Source organism: Streptococcus pseudopneumoniae (assembly GCF_001072315.1).
In the GTDB taxonomy this organism is placed as follows: Bacteria; Bacillota; Bacilli; order Lactobacillales; family Streptococcaceae; genus Streptococcus; species Streptococcus pseudopneumoniae_R.
Genome location: NZ_JVLI01000112.1, coordinates 12,626 through 36,188, shown reverse-complemented (window position 1 = coordinate 36,188; position 23,563 = coordinate 12,626). Strand labels below are relative to the sequence as shown.

Sequence of the window (23,563 nt, the reverse complement as noted above, 5' to 3'; positions counted from 1 at the left end):
TAATCGTACTAATAAACAATAAAAACTCAGCACTCTTAGAAAATAACGAAAATGCTGGTTGATATCATCCTAAAACAAGTGAAAAAATAGTGTTTTGCCCTAAAAATACCCTAAAACTACAAAAAAAAGCCTACTGACCAAGCTAGAAAGCTTGATACAATAGGCTTTTTAAAGGCTAATTATTTAACAGCGTCTTTAAGAGCTTTACCAGCTTTGAATGCTGGAACTTTAGAAGCTGCAATTGTGATTTCTTTACCAGTTTGTGGGTTGCGACCTTTACGTGCAGCACGCTCACGAACTTCAAAGTTACCAAAACCGATCAATTGAACTTTTTCACCAGCTGCAAGGTAGTCAGTTACTGCTGAAAATACAGCTTCAACTGCTGCTGCTGAGTCTTTCTTAGTCAATTCTGTAGCTTCTGCTACTTTAGCGATCAAATCTTGTTTGTTTGCCATGTTAATGATTCCTCCAAATTAATTTCTAATTAACAAATATAATCATATCCTAAAATCCCTTATAGGTCAAGTTAAAAACGCTGTTTATTCGCATTTTCTTTATTTTTTTAGGAATGGTAACGTACCAAAATAGCCCAAGCATTCTCACCTGTGTGCGTTTGAATAATGGAACCCGTTTCCAAAACAGAAATTGGCTTTTCAACATAAGCTTGTAAGCTTTCTTTCATCTCTTTTGCCCAATCAGCACTACCTGAATATGAAATTCCAATCTCTGCTACAGAACGTTCAGAGAGAGATGTTGTCAACTCATCCAACCATTTTTTAAAGGTTTTAGCACCGCGACCTTTAACCATTGGCTGCAATTCATGGTCCTTCATCTGCATGACAACACGGATATTGAGAAGTGAACTCAACAATCCAGTTACACGGCCAATTCGTCCACCTTTGACAAGATTTTCCAAAGTTGAAACACCAATATAAAGCTCTGTATGGTTTTTTACCTCTTCAACGTGAGATAAAATTTCCGCCATATCTTTGCCTTCTTGTGCTAATTTCGCAGCCTCAACAACTTGGAATTTCAAAGCTTGGTCAGTGAAGGAACTATCAATAACTGTCACATCGGCAGTAGATAAGCTAGCACCTTGACGTGCCGCTTCTACAGTACCAGAAAGGGCATGAGACATATGAATAGCAAGAATCTGGCTACCATCCTTGCATAGGTCTTCAAAAACTTCAGCGAAGACACCTACAGGCGGTTGACTTGTTTTCGGAAGGTTCTTACTTGCTTGCATCAACTGAAGAAATTTACCTTCTTCTTTCAAATCAGCATCAGAATAAACAACATTATCAATCATTACAGATAATGGAACAATTGTAATATCTAATTGCTTTACTAGTTCTGGTTCAATAGTAACAGATGAATCGGTTACAATCTTAATTTTTGTCATAGTATCAATCTTTCTATTTTAGGATTCAGATTGGTTTTCTTACTTCTAATTATATCAAAAAAAGATTAAAAATCCTAATGGAGTCAATCAAATTTTCCGTAAAAATTTGATATAATCAACTTATAAGAAAAGAGGTGTCCTATGATTAAAAAAATTTACCCCATTTTTACCATTTTACTAGGTGCTGCTATTTATGCTTTTGGGCTGACTTATTTTGTAGTTCCTCATCATCTCTTTGAAGGAGGGGCGACAGGTATTACCCTCATCACCTTTTATCTTTTTAAAATCCCTGTTTCGCTCATGAACTTGCTGATTAATATTCCCCTTTTCATCCTAGCTTGGAAAATATTTGGAGCAAAATCCCTCTATTCTAGTTTGCTTGGAACCTTAGCCTTGTCCGCCTGGTTGGCCTTTTTTGAGCGTATTCCCCTTCATATTGACCTTCAAGGTGATTTACTAATCACAGCTCTTATAGCGGGAATTCTATTGGGAATCGGTCTTGGAATTATCTTTAATGCTGGAGGTACAACTGGCGGAACTGATATTCTAGCTCGTATTCTCAATAAATACACTCATATATCCATGGGAAAACTGCTCTTTATCTTAGATTTTTGTATTCTCATGCTCATTCTCCTAATCTTCAAGGACTTGAGATTGGTTTCCTACACGCTCTTATTTGATTTTATCGTTTCGCGTGTCATTGATTTAATTGGTGAAGGTGGCTACGCTGGCAAAGGTTTTATGATTATCACAAAACGTCCCGACCAACTTGCTAAAGCAATTAATGATGACCTAGGAAGAGGTGTTACTTTTATTTCTGGTCAAGGCTACTATAGTAAAGAAAATTTGAAAATCATTTACTGTATTGTCGGTAGAAATGAGATTGTGAAAATGAAGGAAATGATTCATCGAATCGATCCTCAAGCCTTTATAACTATTACAGAAGCCCATGAAATCCTTGGAGAAGGATTCACCTTTGAAAAAGAATAAAAAGAGGTAGTGTAGTGACCTCAAAAGTTAGACTTATTCATCTATCTTTTGGGTTACAAATAACCTCTTTTTTAATTATCCAAACTCTTAAGACCAATTCCGAGCTACTTCTTCATCAGCCTTTAACTGATCCACTAATTGGTCAACTGAGTCAAATTTGGTCATATCTCTAATGCGATCAAGCCAATAAACCATGACGGTTTCCCCATAAATATCTTGATTAAAATCAAAAATATTGACTTCAAAACGTGCTTCTTCTCCATCAAAGGTCACATTTTTCCCGACACTAGCCATAGCACGATACTTCTGTCTTTGAATCTCAACATCAACGACATAAACGCCATCTGCTGGCATATAAGTACGGTCTAAAAGCACCAAATTCGCTGTCGGATAACCAATCGTACGACCACGAGCATTGCCATGAACCACCATACCTCTTGATGGAAGCGGTGCCCCCAAAAGTTCTCCTGCTTCTTTCACATTTCCATCTAAAATAGCTTGACGGATACGAGTTGAACTAATCTTTCCTTTCTCATCTTCTACAGGTGGTACAATGATAACTTCTCCATCAAAGTAATCCTTTAAGTCTTCTGCCGTTTTTTGATCAGAACCAAATGTATAATCAAAACCTGCAACAATAATTTTGGCATTCATAGCCTTGATATAAGTTGCAAAAAATTCTTCTGCCGTGAGACTAGCGAATTGACTACTAAAATCAAGGAGATATAATTCTTCTACACCTTCACGCTTTAGTTTCCTCTCACGTTCAGCAGGGTTCAAAATATGTAAAAATAGATCAGGATGATAAGGCTCTAAAGCGATCTTTGGAGATTCATTAAAGGTCATAACGACGATAGGTAATAAATCTTTTCTCGCAGCCTTATTGGCAACGCGAAATAATTCTTGATGCCCCTTGTGTATACCATCAAAATAGCCGAGAACAACGACTGAATCAGATGGTGTGCCAATATCTTTTTGGTTTTTTATAGGAATAGTAATAATCATAAAATAATTATATCATAGCGATAGCTATTTCTGGAACAGAAAATCTAAAATGTCGTTTTTTTAACCTGAAATAGCCATTTTTGCAAAAGGGAGTACCATACAAATATATATTGACTCTGATATACTAGAATTACAAAAAAGAGGAACGATTAACATCATAAGCCATTCCCGATTTATTCTTATCGTATCACAATTCATCATCATCATACTTGAGTGAAGAACTGATAGTTGAATAGCCTGCACTAATATCGCAAAAGCCAGCGTTTTCTGACGCTGGCTTTTAAACTGTGAAAAACTTTTCTAAACTAGATTGCTTCTGTGACAAAACTACGGCTTTCCAATACTTTGAGCATGGCGTTAGCTGTATCTAGGGCTGTGAAGAGGGGTACACCATGTTCAATGGCTGAACGGCGAATCTGCTCACCATCTTCGTCAGCAGTTCGTTTGGTTCCTACTGTGTTAATGATAGCTTGGATTCTTCCTTTACGAACAAAGCTTGGAATATCCTTATCGTCATCACCAATCTTACCAACAGGTTGGGCTTGCAATCCATGACTGGCAAAGAAGGCTGCTGTCCCTTCTGTCGCGAGGATTCCATAGCCAATATTTTGGAAACGACGAGCCAAGTCCAAGGCTTCTTCTTTGGCATCATCAGCGATGGTAAAGACAACATTACCAAAAGTTGGCAAGTGTAGATAAGAAGCTTCAAAGGCTTTATAGAGAGCTTTTTCCAAAGTAGCATCAGAACCCATAACTTCACCTGTTGACTTCATTTCAGGACCGAGCAAGCTGTCTACCTTAGCTAGTTTCGTAAAGGAGAAGACAGGTGCCTTGATATGAACGCGAGTGCTTTCAGGGTAAAGGCCATCTTGGTAGCCAAGTTCTTCAAGGTTTTGACCAAGAATGAGCTTGGTCGCTACTTGAGCCATAGGAATATTGGTCACCTTAGAAAGGAATGGAACGGTACGGCTGGCACGTGGATTGACCTCAATAACGTAGACTTTTTCATCCTTGATGACAAACTGGATGTTCATCATTCCAAGACAGTTAAGGCCGATTGCTAGGCGTTTTGTGTAGTCTGCAATAGTTTCCTGAACCTTTTGCGACAAGGTTTGAGGTGGGTAAACGGCCATTGAGTCACCTGAGTGGACACCAGCACGTTCGATATGCTCCATGATACCAGGGATGAGAACATTTTCCCCGTCTGAGATGGCATCAACTTCGCACTCCTGACCAACGATGTAAGAATCGACAAGAACTGGGTGGTCTGGACTAGCCTTAACAGCAGTTCGCATGTAAGAACGAAGGTCTTCTTCGTTTTCAACGATTTCCATGGCACGTCCACCTAAGACATAAGATGGGCGAACGAGAACTGGGAAGCCAATCTTACGAGCTGCAAGCACTGCTTCTTCTTCATTGGTAGCCGTTTGTCCTGGTGGCTGTGGAATATCCAAGTCTTTGAGAGCTTGCTCGAAGAGGTCACGGTCTTCGGCGCGGTCTAGATCAGCAACCTGTGTCCCAAGGATGGTCACACCTGCTTTTGCCAATGGCTCCGCAAGGTTGATGGCTGTTTGACCACCGAACTGAACGATAACCCCTTTTGGTTGTTCCAAGTCAATAACATTCATGACATCTTCAAATGTCAATGGCTCAAAGTAAAGCTTGTCTGATACAGAGAAGTCTGTAGAGACAGTCTCTGGGTTTGAGTTCATGATGATAGCTTCATAGCCAGCAGCCTGGATAGCCTTAACCGAGTGAACAGTTGCGTAGTCAAACTCAACCCCTTGCCCGATACGGATTGGACCAGAACCTAGGACAAGTACAGATTCTTTATCAGACTTGATAGACTCGTTTTCCCAACCATAGGTTGAATAGAAGTATGGTGTTTCAGAGTCAAATTCTGCCGCACAAGTATCGACCATCTTGTAAACAGGAACAATCTTGTTTTCCAAACGAAGCTGACGAACTTGGGCTGCAGTCGTTTCCCAGAGTTCAGCAATCTTACGGTCTGAGAAGCCATTAAGTTTAGCTGTTTTCAAGACTTCTAGATCTTGTGGATGGGCACCTAATTGTTGTTCAATTTCAAAGATATGCAAGAGTTTATCCAGATAGAAGATATCAATCTTAGTCAATTCAGCAATTTCTTCTGGTGTGTAACCACGGCGAATAGCTTCTGACACATAGAAGAGACGGTCATCTTGGGCTTTGACAACTTTTTCAATCAAGGCATCATCAGAAACTGATGCAAGTTCAGGCATTTCATTGTGATGTACCCCAATTTCAAGGGAGCGACAAGCCTTAAGAAGAGATTCCTCAATGTTACGACCAATCGCCATGACTTCTCCAGTCGCCTTCATCTGGGTACCAAGACGGCGCTCACCCTTTTCAAACTTATCAAATGGGAAACGTGGAATCTTGGCAACCACATAGTCAAGGGCTGGTTCAAACATGGCATAGGTTGAACCCGTGACTGGGTTGATAACCTCATCCAAGGTCAAGCCAACTGCAATCTTGGCAGCCAACTTAGCGATTGGGTAACCTGTTGCTTTAGAAGCAAGGGCTGAAGAACGAGATACACGAGGATTTACTTCGATGACATAATACTTGAAGCTATGTGGATCGAGAGCTAACTGAACGTTACATCCCCCTTCAATCTTGAGAGCGCGGATAATGCTTAAGCTAGCATCACGAAGCATTTGGTTTTCATAGTCGGACATGGTTTGCGCAGGGGCAAATACGATAGAGTCCCCTGTGTGAATTCCAACAGGGTCAAAGTTTTCCATGTTACAAACAACAAGGGCATTATCATCTGAGTCACGCATGACTTCGTACTCGATTTCCTTGAAACCAGCAATGGAACGTTCAATCAAACACTGGGTAACAGGTGACAATTTCAAACCATTTTCAGCGATTTCACGCAATTCTTCCTCGTTGGCACACATACCACCACCAGTACCACCAAGGGTAAAGGCTGGACGAACGATGACTGGGTAGCCAATTGTTGCTGCAAAGGCAACTGCTTCTTCTACTGTATTAACAATTTCAGATTCAGGAATTGGTTGCTCCAATTCTTCCATCAATTGTTTAAATAGGTCACGATCCTCCGCTTGGTCAATAGCAGATAATTTAGTTCCCAGAAGTTCCACTCCAAGCTCATCTAGGATACCATTTTTAGATAATTCCATGGCCATGTTGAGACCTGTCTGACCACCGAGCGTTGGCAGTAAAGCATCCGGACGTTCCTTACGAAGAATACGTGTCACGAACTCAAGTGTAATCGGTTCGATGTAAACCTTATCAGCAATTTCCTTGTCCGTCATGATAGTTGCAGGGTTTGAGTTAACCAAAACAACCTCATAACCTTCCTCTTTCAACGACAAGCAAGCCTGGGTCCCAGCGTAGTCAAACTCAGCAGCCTGACCAATAATAATCGGACCAGAACCAATCACCATAATTTTTTGAATATCAGTACGTTTAGGCATAGTTTATGATACAAAGCCCGTAAAGAACACAGTGAAAATAGGAAACTCGGTGCAGACACCTTCAGCGTCAAAACGATGTTTATCTTTTTCACACAGTTCTTAGGGCGTGTTCACTTCCGCGAACAATGTATCTTCTCCTTTCTATTCGGCAACTCTCGGGTTGCCATTAAATAAATTCTCCGACGATTTTTTAGCGAAACGATACTTTTCGGTAAAAAATCTAGTGCAGGGAGTTTTTAGTTCGCCTGATAGCGACTAAAAGAAACGACCTGCCTTTCTATTCGTCGCCTCACAGAGCGACATTAAATAAGATACAAAGGACGAATAGAAAGCGATTGAATTTTAGGAAACCAAGGAAGGATTGACAATCCAAATTGGTTTATCTAAATTCCGAGCTTTCCGTCCGTGTTCAGTTACATAAATTCTCCGACGAGCTTTTACTCGTTCTTAGTTTGATTGTTTAAAAGCTTCCATCATCTCGATAAACTCGTCAAATAGGTAGCTTGCATCATGAGGACCAGGGGCTGCATCTGGATGGTATTGAACAGAGAAAGCAGGTTGGTATCTGTGACGCACACCTTCAACTGACTTGTCATTGATTTCTTCGTGGGTAATGATTAAATGATCTGGCAAATCCTCACGGCTGACTGCATAACCATGGTTTTGGCTGGTAAAATCTACGCGTCCTGTTGCAATTTCACGTACCGCGTGGTTAAATCCACGGTGACCAAACTTCATCTTGTAAGTCTTTGCCCCGTTTGCCATAGCAAAGAGTTGGTGCCCCATACAGATACCAAAGATTGGAATTTTCCCTTGCACACCACGAATCATGTCGAGTGCTTGTGGAACATCTTCTGGGTTACCTGGACCATTTGACAACATCACTCCGTCAGGATTGAGATGGAGAATTTCTTCAGCCGTTGTCGAATAAGGAACAACTGTCACGTTACAGTTGCGTTTAGAAAGTTCACGTAGAATTGAGTGCTTGAGACCAAAGTCCACTAGCACCACGCTCAAACCTACTCCTGGAGCTGGATATGAAGTTTTAGTAGAAACCTGCTTGATATTATCTGTCGGCAAAACTGTTGCTTGGAGCTGGTCCGTCACATGGTCCATGCTGTCCCCAACATGGGTCAAGGTTGCACGCATGGTACCATGCTTACGGATAATCTTGGTAAGAGCACGTGTATCAATCCCTGAAATACCCGGAATTTTCTTGGCTTTCAAAAATTCATCTAGCGTCATTTGGTTGCGCCAGTTGCTAGCTCTACGTGCCTCTTCGAAAACAACGACTCCCTTACAAGTTGGAATAATGGATTCGTAATCATCACGGTTAATTCCATAATTTCCTACCAAAGGATAGGTAAAGGTCAAGATTTGTCCATTATAAGACTGGTCTGTAATGGATTCTTGGTAGCCGGTCATGCCTGTATTAAAGACGATTTCGCCTGTTACATCAATATCTGCTCCGAAGGCCTTGCCTTCAAAAACTGTTCCATCTTCTAATACTAGAAGTCTTTTTGTCATATTTTCACCTCTCGTGGACGCTCACTGGCGTCTTTTAACGTCTTGTGTTTTAGTTGGCGTTTCTACTCGCCAGTACGGATTCTAAGATTGCCATTCGAACAAAGACACCATTGGTCATTTGTTGGACAATCCGTGATTTTGGTGCTTCAACCAAGTGATCTGCGATTTCCACATCGCGATTGACTGGAGCTGGATGCATAAGGATTGCTGTTTCTTTCAAACGGTCATAACGTTCTTGAGTCAAGCCATGTTGGGCATGGTAATCTTCTTTTGAAAAGACAGCTCCACTATCATGACGTTCATGTTGCACACGGAGAAACATCATGACATCCACCTGATCAATGATTTCATCAATGGTTACAAACTGTCCATAGTCTGCAAACTCTTGACTTCTCCATTCCTCAGGTCCAGCAAAATAAAGTTCTGCACCTAAGCGTTTCAAAATCTGCATATTAGATTTGGCAACGCGTGAGTGGTCCAAGTCACCTGCAATCGCAACCTTGAGACCCTCAAAATGACCAAATTCCTCATAAATAGTCATCAAATCAAGCAAGCTCTGGCTAGGGTGTTGGCCCGAACCATCTCCACCATTGATGATGGAAGTCGTAATCGTGGGACTAGCAATTAACTCTCTGTAGTAGTCAACCTCTGGGTGGCGAATCACACAGACATCCACTCCTAAAGCAGACAGAGTCAAAATGGTATCATAAAGTGTCTCACCCTTATTGACTGAACTAGTCTTCACATCAAAGTCAAGTCGCTCTAATCCCAGTTTAATCTCTGCAACTTCGAATGACTTATGCGTCCGTGTAGAATCCTCAAAGAAAAGATTGGAAACAATCGGGTGGTCTTCATAAGGAAGCTGGGCACCGTTTTTAAACTCAATTCCTCGCTTGATTAATTTCATGACTTGATCGACAGTGAGGTCTTCCATGGACACCACATGGTTCAATGCTTGTTGATTTTCTGACATGGTTACTCCTTTAGCTTTCTAAGCTTCTTCAGTAATCAGAACTCTGTCTTGGCCATCAAGTTCTGCCATCTCTACGATGATTTCTTCAGAACGACTAGTTGGAATATTTTTTCCAACGTAATCTGGACGGATTGGCAATTCTCTATGTCCACGATCGACTAGAACTGCTAAACTCACGCGCGCAGGACGACCATGACCGACAATATTATCAATAGCAGCACGGATAGTGCGGCCTGTATAAAGCACATCGTCCACCAAGATAACTTCGCGGTCTGTCACATCGACAGAAACCAAAGAAGTATCTTCTCCACTTTTAACATCATCACGGAAAGGTTTGGTATCCAATTCCACAACAGGAACTGAAAGATTTTCTAGCTGCTCCAAACGTTCTTGGATTCGGTGGGCGATAAAGACACCACGAGTTTTAATACCAGCCAAGACGATTTTATTCAAATCTTTGTTGCGTTCAATAATCTCATAAGTAATACGCGTAATCGCTCGTTTGACAGTCAATTCGTCTACAACTTCTTTTGTCTTCATGACAAACCTCCAAAAAGAAAAGTCTCCTTAAACAAGGAGACTTGAAATGTATAGCTAAGTAAGCCCTACTGCAAACAGTATAGACTCCACCCTTCTACTTTATCACGCTCCTTGCCTGCCTCACGGGACAGGTTTAAAGGAATATTTAGTTATCAATTACTATAGCACAAAGCGAGCGTAAAATCAAGCAAAAACTTTTGAAACCCCATCTTATAAATTGCTAAAATCATATAACTGTGGGTACTGGTCACACTCTGGATTTTTAGGATGGCAAATGGCTCTTCCAAAATAAATCATGGCCTGATGGGCTGCTAACCACTGCTCAGGTGGTAAGATATCCATGACCCGCTTTTCCACCTCAAGAGGTGTCGCTGATTTTTTGACAATATCGTGGTGCTTACAAATACGCTCCACATGAGTATCGACTGCAAAGGCTGGAATTCCAAAGCCCACACTCATAACTACGTTGGCTGTCTTGCGACCAACACCTGCCAGACTTTCTAATTCTTCACGAGTCTGAGGGACTTGACCGTCAAAATCATCTAGTAACTGTTGGGCACATTTTTTAAGAAATTTAGCCTTATTTCGATACAGTCCCAGGCGAGAAATGTGTGAAGCAATTTCACTTTCTGTTGCAACAGACATGGCTTGTGGCGTTGGAAAGGCAGCAAAGAGACCTGGTGTGGCCTTATTTACCGCTGCATCCGTTGTCTGAGCTGACAACATGACCGCAACCAAGAGTTCAAAATGATTGGTGAAATCAAGACTAGGCTTGGCATCTGGAAAAAGAGCAATGATTTCTTCTAGCACCTTTCGTGCTCGTTTTTTTGACAAGACCATTATTCGTCTCCATCAAATAGTCCTTGTAAGCCAGCAAAAGGACTGTTTTCTTCTTTCTTAACTGCCTGTTGAGCTTGGTATTCTTCCTCAGTCATGATTTGCCAGTCATTTCCTGACACAAAACCTTGACCAGCCTCTTCTTCAGCAGTCAAGACCTTGATAGGAATGTTCAGCAGGATATTGTCTGATACGCTCTCAGCAAGGGCAAGTTCTCCATTTTCGATAGGAAGGACCAAATCATCGTCTAAAATTTCTTGATCTAGCTGATTAGTTGCCCCTTCCATGAAAACTTCCGTTACTGGATAAGATTCAACTAACTCAACTGGCTCCATACTGCGACTTGAAGCAAGAACAATGGTATAAGATAGTTGATAATCTAAGAAATACATACGGTCTTCGTACTGTACTTTCCCAACTGCAAGGATATCTTTTACATCTAAAATTTCTTGATTACGTGCACGCAGGTCTGCAGCTAGGTCTAACGTTTGTTCAAAATGCAAGCCTTCAGACTGCTTACGAATTTCTTGAATATTTAATTTCATACTTCCTCCATAAAGATTTACTCTCTTGATTATACCATGAAAAGCCTACAAATCAGCCCACCAAACTTTGTAATTAAAATTCGATTTTTTAATATATTTATCACTATATTTTTTGGTGCTATACTATAGGCAAGAATACATGATAGCAAGGAGGATGCTCATATGGAAGACAAAGAACTCATTACAAATGCTTACCACTCGTATTTTAGAGGTATTTTAGAGATTGGAATTTCCAGTTTTCTGTTGACAAAATTTCCTTAAAGGTATAGGATAAAGATACTAATACTCGGAGGTAAGGGAGACATGAACAACTAAATCTATCAAATAAAGAACCTTTATTTAGTAGATCTTGTTTTTGTCTCTTTTTGTGTGCTCTTTTCATACTAGATTTTCTAGTATCTTGTCCCCATTGAAAATCAAAAAACTAGAAAGCTATGCTCCTCTTGGGTTGGGTTAGGCAACTCCAAGCTAGTTTGACGAGTTTTTCAACGAGGATAATAGAGTTTTGACAGTGACTTTGGGCTCTACTAGATAAAGTAGAGCTTTTTGTTATGCACTATCGACATTCTAGAAAGGGCAATCATATGATAAAAATCAATCACCTGACCATCACACAAAATAAAGATTTACGAGACCTTGTCTCAGACTTAAACATGATCATCCAAGATGAGGAAAAGGTAGCTATTATTGGAGAGGAAGGAAATGGCAAATCAACCTTGCTTAAAACTTTAATGAGGGAAGCTTTGCCTGATTTCACTATCAGGGGAGACATTCAATCTGATTATCAATCAATAGCCTACATTCCTCAAAAACTCCCCGAGGAGCTGAAAAAACAATCTCTACACGACTACTTCTTTTTAGATTCTATCGATTTAGACTACAGTGTCCTCTATCGTTTAGCTGAGGAATTGCATTTTGATAGCAATCGATTCGCTAGCGACCAAAAGATTGGCAGTCTATCAGGGGGCGAAGCTTTGAAAATTCAGCTCATCCATGAGTTAGCCAAACCCTTTGAGATTCTATTTTTAGATGAACCTTCAAATGACCTAGACCTTGAAACAGTTGATTGGCTAAAAGGTCAGATTCGCAAGATTAGGCAAACTGTTATTTTCATTTCCCATGATGAGGACTTTCTTTCTGAAACGGCAGACACTATTGTCCACTTGCGACTGGTCAAGCACCGAAAAGAAGCTGAAACACTAGTAGAGCATTTAGACTATGATAGCTATAGCGACCAGAGAAAGGCTAATTTTACCAAACAAAGCCAGCAAGCTGCTAACGACCAAAGAGCCTACGATAAAACCATGGAAAAACATCGCCGAGTCAAACAAAACGTAGAAACTGCGCTTCGAACTACTAAAGATAGTACTGCCGGTCGCCTATTGGCTAAAAAGATGAAAACTGTCCTCTCACAAGAAAAACGCTACGAAAAGGCAGCTCAGTCCATGACCCAAAAGCCACTTGAAGAGGAAGAAATCCAACTTTTCTTTTCAGACATCCAACCATTACCGGCTTCTAAAACCTTAATTCGACTGGAAAAGGAAAATTTGTCCATTGGCGAGCGCGTTTTAGCTCAGGAGTTACAACTAACTGTCCGTGGCCAAGAAAAAATCGGTATCATAGGCCCAAATGGTGTTGGAAAATCAACTCTGTTAGCCAAGTTTCAACAACTACTTAGCGCCAAAAGAGAAATTTCGCTTGGTTTTATGCCACAAGATTACCACAAAAAACTGCAATTGGATTTATCCCCAGTAGAATTTCTCAGTCAAACTGGACAAAAAGAAGAACTGCAGAAAATCCAATCTCACCTAGCTAGTCTCAATTTCAGTTATCCAGAAATGCAGCATCAAATTCGCTCCTTATCTGGCGGGCAACAGGGTAAACTCCTGCTTTTGAATTTAGTCTTGCGCAAACCAAACTTTCTCCTTCTGGATGAACCCACACGAAACTTTTCTCCAACTTCTCAACCTGAAATAAGAAAACTCTTTGCAACCTATCCAGGCGGTATCATCACTGTTTCGCATGACCGTCGTTTCTTAAAAGAGGTCTGTTCAAGCATCTATCGCTTGACAGAACATGGTTTGGAGGTAGTTAATTTATAAGATTCATACTCATGAGGATAATTCTTTGCTTTGGAGCACTATTTAAACATTATAATCAGTGAATAAATCTTATATCCACATTCAAGTCAATAATTTCTTGTAATCAACTCTAAATAGACGGATAAAAACTACTTCTAACTATCAAAAAACGAGCACCTCCTCAGTTGAAAATGCTCGTTTTCTTATCTTGCCATGGCTTATAATTTCAATGAGAAATAGGAAACAGCCTTGAATGGGAAAATCTCCTAGATCTACGACCACAAACTTTTTTATTCTACTGGTTTTTCTTGATTTCCAGTACTTGTTGGAGATTCTGTGGCTTCCTCTTCTGAAGCTGATTCAGCAGGTTTAGAATCTGTGGCGTTGCTCGGTTTGTTTTCGTCACTGGCAGTTTCACTGTTAGATTCTGCAGCTGCGTTTGGTTGGTTCTCAGCACTTGTCTTATCACCATTTGCTTCAGCATTTGTTGCTGGAGTTGCTTCTTCACTCGCGCTTGATTTTGACTTGATTTCTTGATTCAAGATCAGAATAGCTTTTGTCAATTCAAGTAAAGCAGCCTTATCTTTACTCTTAGCAGAAAGTTGATCTAGTAGAGCATCCACCTTATCAAAGTCCTCATCAGAACCCTTATTGTTTTCTAAGTAAGCGTGAAGTGACATGAGGATATCGTAAAGTTTTTGATAGAGTACAAGTGTCTGAGGATCTTGCTCAGCATTTTCTTTCTCTTGTTGAAGAGCGCTGGCGATACGACTCAAGACATCTTTCACCTGACTATTTACTTCATCCAAATCTGCATCAGCTTTGTTTGTGGCAGCTTTGAGATTTTCTACTTCTTCTGCTAAGGATTGTCTGATTCCTTCTTCTTGGATTTGCTCTAAGAGTTGAGTTGCCTTGCTCAAGAGATTTTCTACTTGTTCCTTGCTAACATGATTGACATGCTCTTCAGGCATAAAGTCTCCATACAATTCTTTCAAGAAGCCATAAATAGCTGTCTTGGCAGTTTGGTTATCTACTTTTTCAGTATCTAGAACTGTCTGAGTCGATTTAGCAGTAGTTGGTTGAGCTTTCAAAGCTTCTTCCACTTCTTGTTTTGCCTGATAGATGCTTGGGAATAATTTGTTCAATTCTGCTGCCTTAAGGAAGGATTGAGATTGATACAAGGTCCAAGTCAACCGAGCTACTTTGTTTCGAAGTTCATCACTCAAACGACCGTCATTTACATGTTCGTAGAAATACTTGATGTATTCTACAGTTGTAACACCTGTTCGGTCATTAAAGTCTTGCAAGGCTTGAAGTTGTGATTCAACCGCTGCTAAAGCAGCCTCATCTTTAGCCAATTTAGCTTCTTGGAGTCGAACGAGAAGGTCTTTCTTTGGAAGTCCATAAGAGTCTGTATCCAAGGTATTGATTTTATCAATTAAAGCCTGATATTTCTTATCTAAAGCACTTGTTTCAACAGGTTTGACACTTTCATCAATATGGATATATTGCTTATCAAAGAGATCCAGTGTCGCAAGATAGCCTGCTGTAGAGTTGGTTGCAAGTTTCTTCATGTTCTCAGTAAATTGACCCAAAGCCAACTCAATCTGTCTTTGTTTAATAGGTTGATCTTGATAAATCGTTCTACTTTCAGCTAGAAGTTGATCTACTTTTGCCAAGACTGCCTTCTCATCAAAAGCTCCAGGTTGATAGTTGGATTGGGGAGCTGGAATCTTGTTTTTCAAAGCCACTTCATAGCCCTTCGTTTGAACCTTGATGTAGTGATTGTGGTCACCATGAGGAATCACAAAACTACCATTTTCTACCTGCAAACTATAAGGAGACACACCATCTCGCAAAGCAGTCGTGTAAAGTTCATTTAGGAAATCAAGTTCTGGATTTCCAGTTTGAAGAGGAATCCGAACGTGTTCCTTACGAACAGCATATGGGTGGATATGAGTTGGATCGTAGGCTTGGTCTGGATTTCCAAAGACAAAGAATCCGTTTGAAATTCTAATAGCTTCAAGTGGAACGCCGTATGTCTTCGAAATATAAGCAATCTTTTCTTCATCGCTAGCATCTCTTGAGAAAGACTCTACCGTTTTAGCAAGAGGTTTTACAGGTTCTGCATCATGATGTGTTTTCAGATGATCCTGTGCGGCCTTAATTTGGTCGGCTGTCAAATCTTTCTTATAGAAGTAATGATTATGGTCGCCGTGACTCATGACAAAGCCTTGATCATCCTCACTAATGACACGATCGGCATCAAAACCGTGATCATGGTCTTCACCATGATGGTGTCCATGATGATCTTCATCGTGATCGTCATCATGAGCTGGATTTGGTTTTGCTGTATTTGCCCCTTTCAAGTGGTCTTGCGCTGCCTTGATTTGATCAGCTGTCAAATCCTTCTTGAAGAAGTAATGATTGTGGTCGCCGTGACTCATGATAAATCCTGCTTCATCTTCTCTGATAATTCGATTGGCATCAAAGCCGTGTCCACCTTCTTCATGTTCCTCATGTGAAACACTAGGATTGACTGGAAGAGATGGCGAAGGTGTTGTTAGACCATTGTTTGGAAGAGTCGGTTGACCAATTTGATTCGACTTAGGAATGTAATGGAAATGATCACCATGTCTTACAATATAAGCTGTAGCAGTTTCTTCAACGATATCTTTAGGATTAAAGATATAACCATCAGATGTTGAAGTAATTTCCTTATTTAACGTTGAAGAAGCATTATTCAATATAGATGGATTACTTGGAAGACTTCCTAGACTAGACGCTACTTCATGAGGTTTTTCATTTGTAGAGACTGTAGAATCAGTTCCACCGATAGGCACCATTCTAGCAATCTTTTCTTCTAAAGGAGAGAGCTTGCTGTAAGGAATAAAGTGATAATGGTCACCATGCGGAATCGCAACTCCATTTGGTGTACGACTGATAATCTTAGCAGGGTCAAAGACTAAGCCATCTGATTCACTGTAACGTTTGTCGCTAGGTGAATCGTAGAGTTCTTTCAATAGACTTTGGAGATTTTCAACTTTGCTTTCTGGCTTGCTAGTTGAGCCTTGTGCTACAGATTGCGTGTTATTGTCACTAACTGCTGAAGAATAGCTTAACTGGCTCGGTTGCGTATTTTTACCAGCTAAATGAGCTTTTGCTGCTGCTAATTCACTAGCAGACAAATCACTTTTTGGAATGTAGTGATAGTGACCTCCGTGGGGAACGATATAAGCATCACCAGTATCTTCGATAATATCAGCTGGATTAAAGACATAACCATCATCTGTCGTATAGCGTCCCTGAAATCTTGCTACAGCAACATCAGAGCTGACCTTCTCATTATCTTTGACGTGTTCTTGTTTTTGACGATTGATTTCATCTTTGGTTCGAACATTATCAGCATGAGCTGCATCTTTCAGGTAAACATAATATTTTCCATCGACCTTGATGATATAACCACCCTTGACCTCATTGACAATATCTCCATCCTTAAGTTTGTAGTTTGGATCCTTCATCAAGAGTTCTTCACTAAAGAGGGCATCATAAGGAACTTTCCCATTATAGTAATGATAGTGGTCACCGTGTGACGTTACATAGCCCTGATCTGTAATTTTGATGACAATTTGCTCAGCCTGAATTCCTTCTTTTTGACTAACCTGATCTGGTGTCAAGTTTTCACTTTTCTGACTTGACTGGCTGCCATCCACATAAGAGACACGATTGTTGTCCCTATTTTCCTGCGAACGATGCTGGTTCAGTGCATAAGCACAAAGACTCAAGGATACGATAACAGCCGATCCGGCTGCTATATATTTTTTACTGAATTTCATAAATCCCTCATTTCAATAAATGGTGAAGCTTTTTCTTAACTTCCTTTACTTGATTAAATAGTTTTCTAAATTGGTTATTTAACCAATTAATTAACCAGTAAATAGTTTACATTTTTTAAGTTTATCTGTCAAGATTTTTATGTTATTTTAATCATAATCACCCCTAAAACGGGTGGTTTGACTGTCTCACACCTGACTTAGCGAGACGGACTGAAAGTCACATAATCCAAAATATCGCCCCATCCGGAGCGATATGTTTATTTTTTCTTTTTAGATGGTGTATGAATAGCAATCTTCACTTCAAAGATTGTTCCCTTGGGTTTATTATCTTTAACAGTAATGGTTCCTTTAAGCGCATCTACAATTTGCTTGGCCAGAGATAATCCTAAACCAAAACCACCTTTTTGGCGGGTTCTAGCCTTATCCACTCGATAAAAACGGTCAAAAATTTTCTTCTTATCTTCTGCTGAAATACCGACTCCATTATCAGAAACCAGTAAATACAGATTGCGATCGGTCGCCGAGATAAGAAAATTAATTTCACCATCCTCTTCAGTATACTTGACAGCATTATCAAATAGGATAGTCATCAACTGCTTCAAGAGAAGCTGATCTGTGACAATCGTGCGATGAATCCGATTTTCAAAACGGAAGACACGGTCATTTTCCGAGGCAATCATCTCATAGTTTGTGAAAGTCGTATTGAAAAAACTGGTTGGAACTTCTGCAAGTTCCGGTTTAATCCCATCATCTCTACGAGCTAAGTTCAGCAAGTTTGTCGTCAAAAAACGCATATTTCGGACTTCTTCCAAACTAGAGGCAATGCTTTCGCTCACATCCATAATGGTTGCTTCTGGCTTACGAAAAAGGGTCTCTAAGCGATTTTGCAAAACTGCGAGTGGAGTTCGTAACTCATGACTAGCATTTTCCACAAAGGACTGTTGCTTCTGCATGCTCTCAAGCAGGGGCCTAACACTGACCCTAGCTAGATAGAGACTTGCAAGTAAAGATAAAATCCAGAAACTTGCCATCACAATCACAATCAATTGCTCATGCTTTTGACTTGCTTGCTCCAACTGACTGGTATTAATCAAGATAGCTGCATACTTGATATTGGTTGAAACCGAACTGATATTCGTTTCCATCAAGATCATGCGATAGATTTCTTCTTGTCCATAGCTATTAAAAACCTGAATTTGATAGATATGGCCTAGTTCTTTTTTCTCTAACTTAATCTTATCCAATCCCAAAAATCGATTTCCAGAAAGGAGCTGTGTAAAATTCTTATCAAAAAGAATAACCTCCGTATTGGAACTGACATTGGGTTTTATCTCAGTCTTACTAGTATCTGTAGCGGCATTCTCTAAGTCTTTAATCTCTTCTGTTGCCCTATTTACAGCAAGCTGAATAACTGCCTGAGGATTTTCACTCAGTCCATGAAGCTTATCATCCACCGAAGTATAAAGACTCGAATGCATGACCTGTAAAATAATCAGAGTCATTGTCGAGAAAATCAAGGTAAAGACACCAAAGTTGCGGATAAAATAACTAAAGTCATCTGCATACCATGTTTTTTTTAGTTTACTGAACATCTTTTAAAATATACCCAACACTGCGCAAGGTTTGCAAATTCTCTGCAAAAGTGGTTCCTTTTAATTTCTTACGGACTTTTGAAACATAAACTTCGACAACTGAAATCGTTGTATCACTATCAAATCCCCATAGACGATCAAAAATCTGCGTCTTAGGCAAAATAACATTTTGATTTTGAAGGAAATAAACTAGTAAATCGAACTCTTTCCCCAGCAATTCGACAGTAGTATCTTCAACCTTAACGGTATTGGTTGATAAATTGATGAGAATATCTCCATAAGATAGCGTATTTTCATTAAATTTACCTGAACGTTTGAGAAGGGCTTGAATCCGCATCTTGAGTTCTTCTAGGTAGAAAGGTTTGGTCAGATAATCATCTGCTCCCAGTTCAAATCCATGTCCCTTGTCATCCAAACTTTCCTTGGCAGTCATGATCAGAACTGGAGTCGTAATCCCCTTTTCACGCAATTCTTTCAAGACTTGGAAGCCATTTTTTTCAGGTAACATCAAATCGAGCAAAATCAAATCATAGACGCCACTTTCAGCTTCGTAGAGACCTTCTTCCCCATCAAATACCTGCATGACATCTGCAAAATCGTCTAAAAAGTCAAATACTGAATTTGACAGGCCTAGATCATCCTCAACCAATAAGATTTTTATCATGAGAAACTCCTCCTTATTAAAACCATTATACCAAATTTGCCTTAAAAAAAACTCAACTCTCTGCATTTTACATGAGATAGCTGAGTTTTATTTTGATTATTTAGTTCCGTATTGAAGAACAACTGCTTCCACTGCAGCTTTTTCACGGTTAATCAAGTCAACACGCGCTGCAATTTCCTTGATTCCCATGCCGATATTACGGCTAAGAGCAAGATCAGAAAGTTGTGGTTCAAAGAATTCTTTGTACTCTGCCAAGCGTTGCTGAGTTTTAAAGATGTGTGATGGGAAGATAACAAAACTATCAAAACTCATATCACCACCAAGAGCTGCCTTAATCCAATCCCAGTTTTCACGCGCCCATACCCAAACAGTTTCTTGAGTAGCTTGGTGTCCGAGGAATTGGAGGTACCATGAAGAAAGGTCTTGTGGCTTAACGATAAATTTGTCTTTCCAAGTTGCAAGAAGGGTTTGAATGTTTTCGGCATCTGTACTGTATGCAAGAGCTCCTGCCAACTGGCGCTTGAAGACCGCATCCGTCGCATGAGTGTAAAGGTCAAGATAAATGGCTACCAATTCCTTAGTCTCGTGATGTTTCATTTCATTGATTAGGACTTGGGAACGGATTGCTGCTGGAAGTCCTGCAAGCTGATCCTTGTGAGCCGCGAAGATTTGGCTAGCGACTTGGCTAGCTTCTGAATCATTTGAGCGAATCATCATGGAAATGGTCAACTGACGAACCAATTCGTCTTCATCTGATTCACCATCTTTAGCTTCAAAACCAAGACGGTCATAGTTATGACGAGCCAATTTAGCAACCAGACTGTTAAAGGCTTTCTCAGCTTCTGTACCTTCATCGATAAAGCGCTCAAGGGCAGAAATCACTTGAGAAACAGCTGAAACGACAAGGTAAGATTCTTCTTTAGCAAGTTTATCAAGGACTGGGAGCAAGTCAGCATAAGAAATGTGCCCTGCTTCAGCAAGCAAACGACGTTCTTGGACGATTTGCAGTTTGCTTGTGTTATCAAGCTCAACTAGGTCAGCAAGAACTGCATCTAACAAGTATCCTTGATAGTCTGTAATATAGTGGGCTGTATTTTCAGTATTGAAACGAAGAGCTCCTTCATTTTCAGCAAGAAGGGCTGCGTAGCCAGGGATTTCGATGCTTTCAGTTTCGAGTGTATCAGGCAAGCCTTTCCAGTTGCTATTGAGTGGCACCACCCAAAGACGGTTCTTATCTGCGTGCTCACCGATAAAGAATTGTTTTTGTGAAATTTTTAAGACATCATTTTCAACTTTAACAGTGAGAACTGGATAACCAGGTTGTTCCAACCAAGAATCCATGAAGGCTGCGACATCACGACCTGATGCTTGACCAAGAGCATTCCAAAGGTCACGACCAATTGTATTGCTGTATTGATGTTTTTCAAAGTAGGCATGCAAACCTTTGGCAAAATCGGCATCACCTAGCCAACGACGAAGCATGTGCATGAGGCGACTTCCTTTGGCATAGACGATAGCTCCGTCAAAGAGCGTATTGATTTCATCTGGATGTTTAACTTCGACGTGAACAGATTGAACACCATCAGTCGCATCACGTTTCAAGGCAGACGGAACACCACCTGTTTGGAAATCTTCAAAGATATTCCAACTTGGTTCAATAGCATCCACACAGACGTACTCCATCATGTTAGCAAAGCTTTCATTGAGCCAAAGGTCATCCCACCATTTCATCGTTACGAGGTTCCCAAACCATTGGTGAGCCAATTCATGGGCCACAACAAGGGCAACTTGTTGACGGCTAGCAAATGTTGAGTTTTCATCCACAACCAAGTAAACTTCACGGTAGGTCACAAGCCCCCAGTTTTCCATAGCACCAGCTGAGAAGTCAGGAAGAGCGATGTGGAGAGATTGAGGGATCGGGTACTTAACTCCATAGTAATCTTCGTAAAACTCGATAGAGCGAACAGCGATATCCAGTGAGAAATCAAGGTTAGATAGTGGGTGTGCTTTGGTTGAGTAGACACCTACGAGGGTACCGTTTTTAGTTTTGGCTGTCACACCTTGCAAATCACCAGCAACAAAGGCTAACAAGTAAGAAGACATGCGAGGTGTTGTCTCAAACTTCCAGATACCTGTTTCCTTACGTTTTTCAACATCGATTTCTGGCATGTTAGACAAGGCCAATTCACCTTCAGCTTGGTCAAAACGAAGAGCTAGATCAAAAGTTGCTTTGGCTTCTGGCTCATCCACACATGGGAAAGCTTCTCGCGCAAAATGGCTCTCGAACTGAGTAGACAAGACTTCCTTCTTGACTCCATCAACTGTGTAATAAGAAGGGTAAATCCCTGTCATGTTGTCTGTAATTTTTCCTGAGAAAGCGATAACCAATTCAACTCGACCTGCTTCCGCAAGTTCAATATGAAGGGCTTCATTGTCATGGTCAACTGTAAATGGGCGAGCTTCCCCTGCAACTTCTACAGAAGCGATTTCCAAGTCTTTTTGATGAAGGGAAATGCGGTCACTCTGTGCTTGACCACTAATAGTCACCTTTCCTGAAAAAGTCTTGGTCTCACAACTCAAGTCTAAAAATAAATCATAATGTTCAGGAACAAATTGCTTAATAAAATGTTCAACTGCTTGCATAGTTTTCTCCTATTCTAAGTTTAAGAGTTGCTACTCTTCTTCAAACAAACTTATTATATCATTTTTTGTTTAAGAAAAAAGGATTGGACGGTAATTTCCAAAACTTTCTTCCGTCTAACAGTCTACAGTGGGTAGACCTTACGAAATTCTTCTAAAACAACCTTACTATCAGGTGTAAAAGTTAGTCCTGCTTCACCCAAACAGTCTGTGAAAAAGTCCTCGTGAACCTGACGCCAATAGGTCAGAGATTTGTCTCCCTCACCTTCCTTATAGGCATGTTGCGCAGAAACTTGATTGAAGGGCTGAACGGAAACCCTTGTAATTTCGACAATGCAGACAGCCTGATTTTGACTGTCTAAAATGACATCAAATGTCCCTTCTTGCGGAAGAGATTCGCCTTCTAGTGCGTAGAGATCGTAGGCTGAAGCTGTTGTTGTTTTTTCGCCTTTTAAAACCAAATCCGCTAAAAGGTCTGATTCCTCTCCAAAAGCCCAAGCATCGATTTCATCTCCGATAGAAGGATTGATTTGCTTGTATGCATTCCACATTTCTTGCGGTGTCATGGGTGCTCCTTTGTAATTTTTTACTTTCTTCTTTTATGTGTTTGAGATGGTCTGGATGGTCAATCTCTAAATTAAAAATATCTGGAATAGAACTGTAGTGAATAACGCATTCGATATCCATCTGATTCATTTTTTGTAAGAAAGAAACATTCAGATATCCTGCTACAGCAAAGTCAATCTTTTTCATCCTTGCTTTATCCTGCATATCTCTTAGCATATCTAACATTATTGGACTTTCCATATCATGCCATTGACTGTTTCTCACAGTCGCAAAAACAAAAGAAGTCAAATCATTCATTCCAACTACAATCTTTGAAATGCCCGTTTCCAGTATCCTGTCTAAGTCAAAATAAGCTGACGGCAATTCAATCATTGTGCCGATTTTCCCAGTAAAGCCATACTGACGTAATACTGTAATAACTTGCTTTAACTGCTCAGCATCATTGACAAAAGGAAAAATAAGAGACAGATTGGGATGATTTTGATAAACTTCTGTAACGACATTTGCCTCAGCCTGAAATTCATCTGGACACACTAATAAACGCCTAGTTCCTCTATATCCAAATAGGGGGTGATTTTCATCAAAATATTCTTTAGTCCCCTCTAAACAATTAACTTCTGTATTCGTTAATTCTGAAAAACGATACCAGACATCTTCATCCGAGTACAAGGAGCAAATAGTGCCTAGATAATCTTTTACAAATTGCTGACAACTTGGTAACAGGATGTTTTGATTTAGCTCTCTCACCAAATATTCGCCTCTAATCATACCGACGTGGTGTAATAGTTGAGGATAAATTTTTTCAACAATTTTTTCTCCACTCAGAGCTAGTTGGTTTTGCATGTCCATTCACCTCGTCTTAAAAGATACAATACCAGATAT

Annotated in this window: 17 protein-coding genes; 2 read left to right on the top strand and 15 right to left on the bottom strand. The window is 40.2% G+C overall.

Annotated elements, in window-relative coordinates; translation table 11 throughout:
- Nucleotides 1-179: 179 nt before the first annotated feature.
- Together ADH54_RS05895 and ADH54_RS05890 are read right to left on the bottom strand one after the other, a co-directional pair.
- Nucleotides 180-455, bottom strand: a complete 276-nt coding sequence (locus tag ADH54_RS05895; protein WP_001284643.1) for an HU family DNA-binding protein — start codon at nucleotides 453-455, stop codon at nucleotides 180-182.
- Nucleotides 456-562: 107 nt separating this feature from the next.
- Entirely contained in the window at nucleotides 563-1,402 is an 840-nt protein-coding gene (locus ADH54_RS05890; protein ID WP_049524392.1) for a DegV family protein, read from the bottom strand.
- 141 nt (nucleotides 1,403-1,543) lie between these two features.
- Here ADH54_RS05890 and ADH54_RS05885 point away from each other — a divergent pair, with 141 nt between their 5' ends.
- Entirely contained in the window at nucleotides 1,544-2,392 is an 849-nt protein-coding gene (locus tag ADH54_RS05885; protein WP_000592057.1) for a YitT family protein, read from the top strand.
- A gap of 87 nt (nucleotides 2,393-2,479) precedes the next feature.
- On the opposite strand, the gene ADH54_RS05880 is transcribed toward ADH54_RS05885, so the two are convergent.
- The 7 genes from ADH54_RS05880 to ADH54_RS05850 all read right to left on the bottom strand — a co-directional run bounded on the left by ADH54_RS05880 (nucleotide 2,480) and on the right by ADH54_RS05850 (nucleotide 11,301).
- Nucleotides 2,480-3,397, bottom strand: coding sequence for a bifunctional riboflavin kinase/FAD synthetase (locus ADH54_RS05880; protein ID WP_000587439.1), 918 nt, complete (start codon nucleotides 3,395-3,397; stop codon nucleotides 2,480-2,482).
- A 305-nt stretch (nucleotides 3,398-3,702) separates the two neighbouring features.
- Complete coding sequence (carB, locus tag ADH54_RS05875; protein ID WP_049524391.1) at nucleotides 3,703-6,879, bottom strand: carbamoyl-phosphate synthase large subunit; 3,177 nt, start codon at nucleotides 6,877-6,879, stop codon at nucleotides 3,703-3,705.
- Between the two features lie 447 nt (nucleotides 6,880-7,326).
- On the bottom strand, nucleotides 7,327-8,406 hold the full coding sequence (locus ADH54_RS05870) for a carbamoyl phosphate synthase small subunit (protein WP_000166852.1): 1,080 nt from the start codon (nucleotides 8,404-8,406) through the stop codon (nucleotides 7,327-7,329).
- 49 nt (nucleotides 8,407-8,455) lie between these two features.
- The gene (locus ADH54_RS05865; RefSeq protein ID WP_004260121.1) at nucleotides 8,456-9,379 is read right to left on the bottom strand and encodes an aspartate carbamoyltransferase catalytic subunit; all 924 of its coding nucleotides are present in this window, start codon (nucleotides 9,377-9,379) and stop codon (nucleotides 8,456-8,458) included.
- Nucleotides 9,380-9,397: 18 nt separating this feature from the next.
- Nucleotides 9,398-9,919: a bifunctional pyr operon transcriptional regulator/uracil phosphoribosyltransferase PyrR gene (gene pyrR / locus ADH54_RS05860; protein ID WP_000850023.1), complete on the bottom strand. Its 522-nt coding sequence runs from the start codon at nucleotides 9,917-9,919 to the stop codon at nucleotides 9,398-9,400.
- A gap of 210 nt (nucleotides 9,920-10,129) precedes the next feature.
- Nucleotides 10,130-10,759: an endonuclease III gene (gene nth, locus ADH54_RS05855; RefSeq protein ID WP_000244443.1), complete on the bottom strand. Its 630-nt coding sequence runs from the start codon at nucleotides 10,757-10,759 to the stop codon at nucleotides 10,130-10,132.
- Nucleotides 10,759-11,301 carry a YceD family protein gene (locus ADH54_RS05850; RefSeq protein WP_049524390.1) on the bottom strand — a complete coding sequence of 181 codons (543 nt, stop codon included), beginning with the start codon at nucleotides 11,299-11,301 and terminating at the stop codon, nucleotides 10,759-10,761. The genes nth and ADH54_RS05850 overlap by 1 nt, the downstream gene beginning before the upstream one ends.
- A gap of 551 nt (nucleotides 11,302-11,852) precedes the next feature.
- Between ADH54_RS05850 and ADH54_RS05845 the strand changes: the two genes are divergently transcribed.
- Nucleotides 11,853-13,403 carry an ATP-binding cassette domain-containing protein gene (locus ADH54_RS05845; protein ID WP_049524389.1) on the top strand — a complete coding sequence of 517 codons (1,551 nt, stop codon included), beginning with the start codon at nucleotides 11,853-11,855 and terminating at the stop codon, nucleotides 13,401-13,403.
- Nucleotides 13,404-13,672: 269 nt separating this feature from the next.
- Here the strand turns inward: ADH54_RS05845 and ADH54_RS12605 are convergent, their stop codons facing one another.
- The 6 genes from ADH54_RS12605 to ADH54_RS05815 all read right to left on the bottom strand — a co-directional run bounded on the left by ADH54_RS12605 (nucleotide 13,673) and on the right by ADH54_RS05815 (nucleotide 23,524).
- Entirely contained in the window at nucleotides 13,673-17,218 is a 3,546-nt protein-coding gene (locus ADH54_RS12605) for a pneumococcal-type histidine triad protein (protein ID WP_049524388.1), read from the bottom strand.
- 257 nt (nucleotides 17,219-17,475) lie between these two features.
- Complete coding sequence (gene ciaH / locus ADH54_RS05835) at nucleotides 17,476-18,810, bottom strand: two-component system sensor histidine kinase CiaH (protein WP_049524387.1); 1,335 nt, start codon at nucleotides 18,808-18,810, stop codon at nucleotides 17,476-17,478.
- Nucleotides 18,800-19,474, bottom strand: a complete 675-nt coding sequence (gene ciaR / locus ADH54_RS05830) for a two-component system response regulator CiaR (RefSeq protein ID WP_000590628.1) — start codon at nucleotides 19,472-19,474, stop codon at nucleotides 18,800-18,802. Before ciaR ends, ciaH begins: the two co-directional genes overlap by 11 nt.
- Before the next feature lie 96 nt (nucleotides 19,475-19,570).
- Nucleotides 19,571-22,117 (bottom strand): M1 family metallopeptidase, encoded by a 2,547-nt coding sequence (locus ADH54_RS05825; protein WP_049524386.1) that lies wholly within the window; start codon nucleotides 22,115-22,117, stop codon nucleotides 19,571-19,573.
- A gap of 122 nt (nucleotides 22,118-22,239) precedes the next feature.
- Nucleotides 22,240-22,680, bottom strand: a complete 441-nt coding sequence (locus ADH54_RS05820; RefSeq protein ID WP_049524385.1) for an ASCH domain-containing protein — start codon at nucleotides 22,678-22,680, stop codon at nucleotides 22,240-22,242.
- Nucleotides 22,622-23,524: a putative PEP-binding protein gene (locus ADH54_RS05815; protein ID WP_049524384.1), complete on the bottom strand. Its 903-nt coding sequence runs from the start codon at nucleotides 23,522-23,524 to the stop codon at nucleotides 22,622-22,624. The genes ADH54_RS05820 and ADH54_RS05815 overlap by 59 nt, the downstream gene beginning before the upstream one ends.
- Between the last annotated feature and the right edge of the window lie 39 nt (nucleotides 23,525-23,563).